A 10,145-nucleotide genomic window follows, 5' to 3' on the forward strand; every position below is an offset into this window, starting at 1 on the left:
TCGGCGCCTATGCGCGTGTCGGCCACGAAGGCGCCGACTATTTCCAGGCGCTGGTCAAGGCCGGCGAAGGTGTCGAGAAGCGGGGCAAGAAGCGCATCGATAAAGAGCTGGACGCCGCCAACCAGCAGATCGATGACGCCGCCCAGGAAGTGAGCCGCGTACGTGGCAAGGTAGAAATTCAACTCGACAAGATCGAAAAAGCTTTCGACGCACGGGTAGGGCGCGCCTTGAATCGCCTTGGCATACCGTCTAAACATGACGTTGAGGCGCTGTCGATCAAGCTTGAACAGCTGCACGAGCTGCTTGAGCGCGTCGCGCACAAACCATAAGGAGAGCAGGATGGCTGGCAAGAAGAATACCGACAAAGCAGGCAGCTCCTGGGTCGGCGGGATCGAAAAGTACTCCCGCAAGATCTGGCTGGCGGGGCTGGGTATCTATTCGAAGATCGACCAGGACGGCCCCAAGCTTTTCGACTCGCTGGTGAAAGATGGCGAGAAGGCCGAAAAGCAGGCCAAGAAGAGCGCCGAAGATGTGGCCGAAAGCGCCAAGTCTTCGACCACTTCGCGGGTGTCTGGCGTGAAGGACCGGGCGCTGGGCAAGTGGAGCGAACTCGAAGAGGCTTTCGATAAACGCCTGAACAGCGCCATCTCGCGCCTGGGTGTACCGAGCCGCAACGAAATCAAGGCCCTGCACCAGCAGGTAGACAGCCTGACCAAGCAGATCGAGAAGCTGACCGGTGCCTCGGTGGCGCCGGTTTCGTCGCGTGGGGCCGCAGCCAAGCCGGCAGCCAGCAAGGCGGCAGCCAAGCCACTGGCCAAGGCGGCAGCGGCCAAACCCGCAGTCAAAACCGCTGCGGCGAAACCTGCAGCCAAGGCGGCCGCGGCAAAACCTGCGACCAAGCCTACGGCTGCCAAACCTGCAAGCAAGACGGCAGCAGCGAAACCTGCCGCCAAGCCTGCGGCAAAGCCGGCAGCAGCCAAACCGGCAGCAGCCAGGAAGCCTGCAGCGAAGAAAGCACCGGCCAAGCCGGCGGCCAGCGCTGCACCTGCCGCAACCGATGCCCCGGCCCCGGCTGCAGCCCCGGCCAGCAACACGCCGTCGGCGGCCAATGGGACCGGTACCCTGATCTGATACCGCAACGCCCTCTTCGCGGGTGGCCCCGCCCCTACAGGTACAGCACAACCCTGTAGGCGCGGGTTCACCCGCGAATGCGTTGGCGGCGGCAGCACAGCCCCTGCAGGGCTAGTCCTCCAGATACTTCATCGCCAACTGCTCGGCTGCCCCCCGGGCCTGAGCCTGCAGGTGCGGCGCCACCAGCATCATCACCTGGTACACCACGATTCCCACATCCCCTGCGCGCCCCAGCACCCGCTGGTAATCCAGCGAGAACAGCAGCGTCAGGGTGATCTGTTCCACCAGTTGCCCCAAGGCCTGGGTGTCACTCTGTACCAGGCCCTGGCCCTTGAGGCTGGCCAGCAGTGCCGCCAGCGTGCGCTTCAGGGCGTTGATCAGGCTGCGCATGCCGCGGGCCAGCTTGGGCAGGCGCCCGGTCAGGTTCGACAGGTCCTGGAACAGAAACCGGTACTGCGCCATGCGCTCGACGATCAGGTGCAGGAACAGCCAGTAGTCCTCGGCATCCAGGCGCACTTCCAGCGGCGGGTCCAGCAGCGGCATCAGCGCTTCTTCGAAGCGCTCGAACAACCCCAGTACCAGGGGCTCCTTGCCGTGGAAGTGGAAGTAGAGGTTGCCCGGGCTGATACCCAGCTCGTTGGCAATCTCCAGGGTCGATACGTTCGGCTCGCCTTGCTGGTTGAACAGCTGCAGGGCGCACTCAAGGATACGATCGCGGGTTTTCATCCGGTCGCTCTGCTCATCGGGTCAGCACATAGGTGCCGGGCGCAGGGGCCAAGGGCGGGTGGGGGGCGTTGCCCAGGTCGTTGCGTGGCGCCTTGAGCGGCCCGGAGCGCTGGGTGATCCACGCCAGCCACAACGGCCACCAGCTACCCTCGCTGCGCGTAGCCTCGTGGAACCAGGCGCGCGGGTCACTGCTCAGGCTGGGGTTGGTCAGGTAATAGGCCTTTGGGTTGCCTGGCGGGTTGATGATGCTCTGGATATGCCCGCTGTTGGCCAGCACGAAGCGGCGCTCACCGCCCAGCAGCAAGGCCGACCGGTACACCGCGTCCCAAGGGGTGATGTGGTCGTTGCTGCCGGCAACGGTAAAACTGTCCACGCTGACCTGTTGCAGGTCGATTGGCGTGCCGCAGACCTCCAGCCCGGCCGGGTAGGTCAACGGGTTGAGCTTGAAGAAATCCAGCAGGTCGCCATGCAATGCGGCAGGCAGGCGCGTGCTGTCGGCGTTCCAGTAGAGAATGTCGAACGCAGGCGGTGTCTTGCCGAGCAGGTAGTTGTTGACCCAGTAGTTCCAGATCAGGTCGTTGGGGCGCATCCAGGCAAAGACCCGCGCCACTTCGGCGCCGTCCAGCACGCCGCGCTGGTGAGAGCGGCGTTTGGCTGCCTGCAGGGTCTGCTCGTCGGCGAACAGGCTGGCCGGGCTGTCGAACTTGCTGTCCAGCAGGCTGACCAGGTAGGTGGCACTGCGCACCCGGCGCAACTGGTTCCTGGCTTGCAGGTGGCCTTGCAAGGCGGCCATGGTCAGGCCGCCGGCGCAAGCGCCCATGAGGTTGGGGTCGCGGTTGCCGCTGATGCGGCGGCAGGCATCCAGGGCTTCTTCCAACGCCTGCACGTAGCTGGACAGGCCCCATTCACGGTGGCGCGGGTCTGGGTTGCGCCAGCTGACCATGAATACCTGCAAGTTGTTCTTGAGCATGTACTGGACGAAGCTGTTGTTCGTGCTCAGGTCGAAGATATAGAACTTGTTGATCTGCGGCGGCACCACCAACAGCGGGCGGCTGTGCTGTTTTTCACTCATCGGCCGGTACTGGATCAGCTCCAGCAGCTCGTTGCGAAACACCACGGCCCCAGGGGTGGCGGCGAGGTTGCGGCCCACGTCGAAGGCCCGCTCATCGACCTGGCGCGGCAGGCCATCGTTGTGGCGCAGGTCTTCGAGCAGGTGGGCCAGGCCGCGCACCAGGCTCTGGCCACCGGTGTTGAACAGTTCCTTCACGGCCAGCGGGTTGAGCAGCGAGTTGCTGGGGGCCAGCGCGTCGTTGAGCAGGTTGAACAGAACGTGGGCGCGGGCCCGGTCATCGTCATGCAGCTGGCTTTCGTCGATCCACTGGCGGGTCTGCTGCTGCCAGGCCAGGTAGGCTTGCAGGCCTCGGCGGTAGAACGGGTTCAGGCTCCATGCAGGGTCGCTGAACCGGTTGTCACGCGGGTTGGGTTGAAGCGGTGAATCGCCCAGCATCACCCGCCCCAGTTGCCCGCCAAGGGCCAGCAGGTGATGGGCGGTATGCAACGGATGGCGCAGCCCGTGGCGGCCGACATTGCGTAGCGTGGCCAGCAGGTCGCGGCCGCGCAGGCCGAGCATGGCATGCTGCACGGTCATTCTGCCGGCAGGGAGCGTTTGCGATCCTTTGGCCGGTTTGTCTGTCATGGCAACACTCCCTTGTCTGACCCATTGCGCGTTTTAGCCCCTTTCGCGGTGCTGGCGCTTACCCTCCCGAGGCCGGGCGCGGGTGCATCACGGCGCGCTGACGTTCTTGCTGCAGGAACTTCATGATGATTGGCGCGACAGCCTCGGCTCGGGTAATCAGGAACAAATGGCCGTCGTCGATAATATGTAGCTCGGCGTTGGGAATCCGCCAGGCCAGCAGGCGCATGTTGACCAGCGGGATCAGCGGGTCGTCGTCGCCCGCCAGCACCAGGGTCGGCTGCTGGATCTTGTGCAGCCAGTGAATGCTGGTCCAGCCCAGGCCGGCGAACAGCTGCCAGTAGTAGCCCATCTTGCCGCCGGAGCGCACCTTGGCTGCGTGGTGCATGGCCAGCTCTGGGTCCCGGCGAAAACCGCCGCCGTAGATCAGCGGGGCAATGCGCAAGACATGCGACGGCTGCACATAGCGCCTGGGGCTGGCCATCATCCACAGCACCTTGGGCTTGCCGGGTACCATCACGGCACCGGCGGCAGTGGCGGCGAGTATCAGCTTCCTGCAGCGTTCGGGGTAGTCGTGGGCGAACTGCTGGGCCAGGGCACCGCCCCAGGACACGCCAATCACATTGACCTGGCCGTAATCGAGGTAATCGAGCATCCGTGCCGTCAGCTTGGCCAGCCCGGGGAAGCGATACGGGTGGCGTGGGGTGGACGAGCCGCCGACACCGGGTACGTCGAAAGCGATCACTTCCAGGTCCGGGTCCAGTGCTTCGATGAACGGGAATACCAGCTCCAGGTTGGCGCCGATGCCATTGAAGATCAGCAGCGGCGTCAAGTGCGGCTTGCCGGGGCGGACGGCGGTGCGGATGGACTGGTTGTCCAGCTCGACGGTCCGGAAGATATACGGTTGCGTCATGCGCGTGACTCTTGGGTGAAATGAACACCGTGGCGCCCTGCGGGCCGCCACGGCGCTGCCACTCAACGCTCGTGAACGTAGGTGCCTGGGGCCGCCTCGCCCGCAGCATAGGCACGGTTGCCCAGGCGGATCGGCGCTTTTTTCAGTTCGCCTGCGCGCTCGGCCAGCCAGCCTTGCCAGTGCAGCCACCAGGAGTCGGCATGCTTGGTGGCATTTTCCTGCCAGGCCAGCGGATCACCCGGGCGGTCGTCACCGGTCATGAAGCGTGCCTTGGGGTTGCCCGGCGGGTTGAGAATGCTCTGGATATGCCCGCTGTTGGACAGCACGAACTCGATCTTGCCCCCGAACAGGTGGGCCGAGCGGTAGCACGACTGCCACGGGGTAATGTGGTCAGCGGTACCCGCCACGCTGAAAATGTCGCACTGCACGTTTTTCAGGTCGATGGGGGTGCCGCACACTTCCAGGGCGTTGGGGCGCGTCAGCGGGTTGGTCTTGAACATTTCGATCAGGTCGCCATGGAAGGCGGCGGGCAGGCGCGTGGTGTCGTTGTTCCAGAACAGGATGTCGAACACCGGCGGCTCGTTGCCGAGCAGGTAGTTGTTCACCCAGTAGTTCCAGATCAGGTCGTTGGGGCGCATCCAGGCGAACACCTTGGCCATCTCGCTGCCTTCCAGCACACCGGCCTGGTAGGAGTGGCGCTTGGCGGCTTCCAGGGTCTGCTCGTCGACGAACAGCGCCACCTGGGTATCCATCGTGGTGTCCAGCACGCTGACCAGCAGGGTCAGGGCATTGACCTTGTGCTCGCCAAGGGCTGCGTAGTGCCCTACCAGTGCCGTGCAGGTGATGCCGCCAGAGCAGGCACCAAGCATGTTCAGGTCCTTGCTGCCGGTAATCGCCAATACGGCGTCGACGGCTTCCTTGAGTGCGTCGATGTAGGTGGACAAGCCCCATTCACGCTGGGCCTTGGTCGGGTTGCGCCAGCTGATGATGAAGGTTTGCTGCTGCGAGCGCAGGCAAAAACGGGCCAGGCTCTTTTCCGGGCTCAGGTCGAATACGTAGAACTTGTTGATCTGCGGCGGCACCACCAGCAGTGGCCGGGCGTGCACCTGTTCGGTGATCGGGCTGTACTGGATAAGTTCCAGCACATCATTGCGGTACACCACCGCGCCTTCGCTGGTGCCCAGGTTCTTGCCCACCTCGAAGGCGTCCATGTTCACCTGGCTAGGCATGCCGCCGTTGTTGACCATGTCCTTGGCCAGGTTGGATAGGCCGTCGAGCAGGCTCTTGCCACCGGTCTCGAAGAAGCGCTTGACCGCCGCCGGGTTGGACAAGGTGTTGGTCGGCGCCATGGCTTCGGTCATCAGGTTGATGACGAACTGGCCGCGGCTGATGTCCTGAGGTGACAGGTCACTGCTGCCGATCCAGTCCTGCAGTTCGTTGCGCCAGGCCAGATACGTCTGCAGGTAGCGGCGGTACAGCGGGTTGCTGCTCCAGGCCGGGTCGTTGAAGCGTCGGTCGTCGCTACTCGGGGCCAGGCTGGATTTGCCCAGCAGGACGTTTTTCAGTTCCAGGCCAAAATGGGCCACATGCTTTGCGCTGTGCAGCGGTTGGCGCACGGCCTGGCGCAATACGGTGCGTGCCGAACTCAACAGGTCTTTGCGGCGAATGCCGATGATCGGGTTCAGCCCCAGGGTGTTTTCCGAGGCCTGCCGCTGCAGCTCATCGTTGTTCTTGTTACTCATCTACGACGCTCCGTTGTCCTGAGACGAGTACCGGTTGCTGTGACGGGGGCACAGCCCTGAGCCCGGTACTGCTACTCGGGTGACCAGTGATAAGGAACAGCGGTGCTGCGGGGTTCTGTATACCTGCAGCGTGATGCAGGGAACTTGCCACTCACATTGGTTACCCGACTTTCATGTAATGCGCAAGACAGCCCGTCACTGGGCCGTCTGTCAGCCATTCAAACAGATGAATCTAGAAAATGCGCTCTAAACCTTGCAGCCCTTGCGCTAGAGCATGAATTTGACGACCGACTCCGCCGGGTCGCGGGACTTGCCGGCCTTGTGCAGCTCGTCGAGGTATTCGGCCCACAGCTCGTTTTGGCGCAGGCACAGCTGTTCCAGGTATTCCCAGGTGAACAGGCCGCTGTCATGGCCGTCGTCGAAGGTCAGTTTCAGTGCATATTGGCCGGCTGGCTCGATGCCGCTGAGGCCGACGTTGAGCTTGCCGAATTGCAGGATGGGGTTGCCGTGGCCTTGGACCTCGGCGGAGGGGGAGTGCACGCGCAGAAACTCGGCAGGCAGGGTGTAGACCTCACCGGGCGCATAGGTAAGGCTGAGGGTTTTCGAGGCTTTGTGCAGGTTGATGGCGGTGGGCATGCGGGCCATGGGCTGAATCTCTTCTTGGCGACAGGACTCAAGCTTCAAGCTTCAAGCCTCAAGCTGCAAGAGGAGATGGCCAAGACATGTAACGGCCATGTTTTGCGGTGCTGCAAGCGACGCCTAACAGCTCGTCGCTTGCAGCTTGCCGCTTACAGGATGTAACGCGACAGGTCTTCGTTCTGCGCCAGCTCACCCAGGTGGCTGTTCACATAGGCCGCGTCGATCTGGATCGGCGTTTCGTCATGGGCGCTGGCCAGGTCACCGGCACTGAACGACACCTCTTCAAGCAGGCGCTCCAGCAGGGTATGCAGGCGACGGGCACCGATGTTCTCGGTTTTCTCGTTGACCTGATAGGCAATTTCGGCCAGGCGCTTGATGCCGTCGGCGACGAACTCGATGTTCAGGCCTTCGGTTTTCAGCAGCGCCTGGTACTGTTCGGTCAACGACGCGTGCGGCTCGCGCAGAATACGCTCGAAGTCTTCCGGGGTCAGTGCCTTGAGCTCTACACGGATCGGCAGGCGGCCTTGCAGCTCGGGTACCAGGTCGCTGGGCTTGCTCAGGTGGAACGCGCCCGAGGCAATGAACAGGATGTGGTCGGTCTTGACCATACCCAGCTTGGTGTTGACGGTGCAGCCTTCGATCAGCGGCAGCAGGTCGCGCTGCACGCCTTCACGGGAAACATCGGCACCGCCCACATTGCCGCGCTTGGCGACCTTGTCGATTTCGTCGATGAACACGATACCGTGCTGCTCGACCGCTTCCAGGGCCTTGGCCTTGAGCTCTTCTTCGTTGACCAGGCGGCCCGCTTCTTCATCGCGGACCATCTTCAGCGCTTCTTTGACCTTCAGCTTGCGCGCCTTGCGCTTGCCCTTGCCCATGTTGGCGAACAGGCTTTGCAGCTGGTTGGTCATTTCTTCCATGCCGGGCGGCGCGGCAATTTCGACACCTACGGCATCGGCGACTTCGATCTCGATTTCCTTGTCATCCAGCTGGCCTTCGCGCAGGCGCTTGCGGAACAGCTGGCGGGTGTTGGAGTCGCTACTGGTCTGCGCGGCTTCCTCGCTGAAGCTGGTCACCCGCGCCTGTGGCAGCAGGGCATCGAGGATACGGTCTTCGGCGGCGTCTTCGGCGCGGTGGCGCACGCGGATGATCTCCTGCTCGCGCAGCATCTTCAGTGCGGCATCGGCCAGGTCGCGGATGATCGACTCGACGTCACGGCCGACGTAGCCGACCTCGGTGAACTTGGTGGCTTCGACCTTGAGGAACGGGGCGTTGGCCAGCTTGGCCAGGCGGCGGGCGATTTCGGTCTTGCCGACACCGGTCGGGCCGATCATCAGGATGTTCTTCGGCGTCACTTCGGCGCGCAGCTCAGCCGGCAGCTGCATCCGCCGCCAGCGGTTGCGCAGGGCAATGGCCACGGCGCGCTTGGCGTCGTCCTGGCCGATGATGTGGCGGTTGAGTTCGTGGACGATCTCGCGGGGGGTCATGGACATGATCAATTGGGTCCTTGGGCAGATGAGTCAGCGTGGAAAAGCCCCATCACCGGGATGGGGCGCCAGAACAGCTGAGTCAGTCGGCCAGGTCCTGCTCCTCGATGGTCAGGTTATGGTTGGTGAACACGCAGATGTCGCCGGCGATGTTCAGGGCGGTCTCGGCGATTTCACGGGCCGAGAGGTCGGTCTTGTTCAGCAGTGCGCGGGCGGCAGCCTGGGCATAGGCACCACCGGAACCCATGGCGATCAGGCCATCTTCGGGTTCGACCACGTCGCCGTTGCCGGTGATGATCAGCGAGGCATCCTTGTTGGCCACGGCCAGCATGGCCTCCAGGCGGCTCAGGGAGCGGTCGGTACGCCATTCCTTGGCCAGCTCGACGGCGGCACGGATCAGGTGGCCCTGGTGTTTCTCCAACTGCCCTTCAAAGCGCTCGAACAGGGTGAATGCGTCGGCGGTGGCACCGGCGAAGCCGGCGATGACCTGGCCGTGGTACAGGCGGCGCACTTTCTTGGCGTTGCCTTTCATTACCGTGTTGCCGAGGGATACCTGGCCGTCGCCGCCCATGACGACTTTGCCGTTACGGCGGACAGAAACGATGGTGGTCAAGGGGAGAGTCTCCACGCAGCGGGGCGAAAGTGCCTGATGCAGACTCATATGGGGGTGGGGGGGAGAGTTTCAAGCTTCAAGCCACAAGCGACAAGAAAAAGCAGATCGGTGGGTGGCTTGCTTCTTCTTCAAGCTGCAAGCTACAAGCTACAAGCGGCAAGAAAAAGCAGATCCGTGGGAGGCTTGCTTCTTCTTGCAACTTTCGACTTGCAGCTTGCAGCTAGCCCTCAGGCCTCGTGGCAAACGTGCCCATCGACCAAGGTATAGCGCACCGCACCCGGCAGGCAGTGGCCGATGAACGGGCAGTTCTCACCCCGCGACAGCCATTGCTCGCCGGCAACGGTCGAGGCTTGCGGGTCGAACAGCACCAGGTCGGCCGCGCCGCCTGCCTTCAACTCACCCGCAGGCAGGCGCAGGGCGGCAGCCGGGCCGCTGCTCAGGCGGGCGAGCAGGGTGGGCAGGTCGAGCAGGCCGTCCTGCACCAGGGTCATGGCCAGCGGCAGCAGCAACTCGACGCTGCTGATACCCGGTTCGGTAGCACCGAACGGGGCCAGCTTGGCATCGCGTTCGTGCGGCTGGTGGTGGCTGGAAATCGCCTGGATCACGCCAGACTTGACCGCTTCACGCAGGCCGTCACGGTCAGCAGCAGTACGCAGCGGTGGCTGCACGTGGTACAGGCTGGAGAACTCGCGCAGCGACTCGTCGGTGAGAATCAGCTGGTACAGCGCCACGTCAGCGGTTACCGGCAGGCCAAGTGCCTGGGCCTGGGCGATCAGCCGCGCGCCACGGGCGCTGGTAATCTGGCTGAAGTGCGCGCGCACGCCACTCTGCTCGACCAGCAGCAGGTTGCGCGCCAAGGCAACGGTTTCGGCGCTTTCCGGAATGCCCGGCAAGCCAAGGAAACTGGCCATGGCGCCTTCGTGGGCCAGGCCGCCCTGGGCCAGGTCGCGGTCCTGGGAATGGAACACCACGGTCAGGTCGAAGGTGGCGGCATACTCCAGGGCGCGGGCCAGGGTACGGTTGTTGGGGATTTCCTTCAGGCCGTTGCCGAATGCCACGCAGCCGGTGTCACGCAGGGCCACCAGCTCCGCCAGTTGCTCGCCTTCCAGGCCCTTGGTCAGGGCGCCGATCGGGTAGACCTTGCTGTTGGCCGCTTCGCGGGCACGGTCGAGAATCAGCTCGGCCACGGCCGAGGTGTCCA

Annotated in this window: 10 protein-coding genes; 2 read left to right on the forward strand and 8 right to left on the reverse strand. The window is 63.6% G+C overall.

Annotated features, from left to right (window positions below):
- The coding region (locus tag APH30_RS23925; protein ID WP_054913953.1) for a phasin family protein at positions 1-329 on the forward strand (329 nt) is incomplete at its 5' end.
- Positions 330-339: 10 nt separating this feature from the next.
- On the forward strand, positions 340-1,131 hold the full coding sequence (locus APH30_RS23930) for a phasin family protein (RefSeq protein ID WP_054913954.1): 792 nt from the start codon (positions 340-342) through the stop codon (positions 1,129-1,131).
- A gap of 111 nt (positions 1,132-1,242) precedes the next feature.
- On the opposite strand, the gene APH30_RS23935 is transcribed toward APH30_RS23930, so the two are convergent.
- The 8 genes from APH30_RS23935 to APH30_RS23970 form a co-directional block, all read right to left on the reverse strand.
- Positions 1,243-1,857 (reverse strand): TetR/AcrR family transcriptional regulator, encoded by a 615-nt coding sequence (locus tag APH30_RS23935; protein WP_054913955.1) that lies wholly within the window; start codon positions 1,855-1,857, stop codon positions 1,243-1,245.
- Between the two features lie 13 nt (positions 1,858-1,870).
- Positions 1,871-3,553 (reverse strand): class II poly(R)-hydroxyalkanoic acid synthase, encoded by a 1,683-nt coding sequence (gene phaC, locus APH30_RS23940; RefSeq protein WP_054913956.1) that lies wholly within the window; start codon positions 3,551-3,553, stop codon positions 1,871-1,873.
- Between the two features lie 58 nt (positions 3,554-3,611).
- Positions 3,612-4,463 (reverse strand): poly(3-hydroxyalkanoate) depolymerase, encoded by an 852-nt coding sequence (phaZ, locus tag APH30_RS23945; protein ID WP_029886363.1) that lies wholly within the window; start codon positions 4,461-4,463, stop codon positions 3,612-3,614.
- A 62-nt stretch (positions 4,464-4,525) separates the two neighbouring features.
- A complete protein-coding gene (gene phaC, locus APH30_RS23950) occupies positions 4,526-6,205 on the reverse strand; it encodes a class II poly(R)-hydroxyalkanoic acid synthase (protein WP_054913957.1) in 1,680 nt (559 codons plus the stop codon).
- A 267-nt stretch (positions 6,206-6,472) separates the two neighbouring features.
- A complete protein-coding gene (locus tag APH30_RS23955) occupies positions 6,473-6,850 on the reverse strand; it encodes a gamma-butyrobetaine hydroxylase-like domain-containing protein (RefSeq protein ID WP_029886361.1) in 378 nt (125 codons plus the stop codon).
- A gap of 143 nt (positions 6,851-6,993) precedes the next feature.
- Entirely contained in the window at positions 6,994-8,337 is a 1,344-nt protein-coding gene (gene hslU, locus APH30_RS23960; protein ID WP_054913958.1) for an ATP-dependent protease ATPase subunit HslU, read from the reverse strand.
- A 76-nt stretch (positions 8,338-8,413) separates the two neighbouring features.
- Positions 8,414-8,944 carry an ATP-dependent protease subunit HslV gene (gene hslV / locus APH30_RS23965; RefSeq protein ID WP_009682353.1) on the reverse strand — a complete coding sequence of 177 codons (531 nt, stop codon included), beginning with the start codon at positions 8,942-8,944 and terminating at the stop codon, positions 8,414-8,416.
- A 227-nt stretch (positions 8,945-9,171) separates the two neighbouring features.
- A partial coding sequence (locus APH30_RS23970) for a dihydroorotase (protein WP_054913959.1) occupies positions 9,172-10,145 on the reverse strand: 974 nt, incomplete at its 5' end.

Origin of the sequence: Pseudomonas sp. NBRC 111127, assembly GCF_001320345.1 — a bacterium.
GTDB lineage: Bacteria > Pseudomonadota > Gammaproteobacteria > Pseudomonadales > Pseudomonadaceae > Aquipseudomonas > Aquipseudomonas juntendi.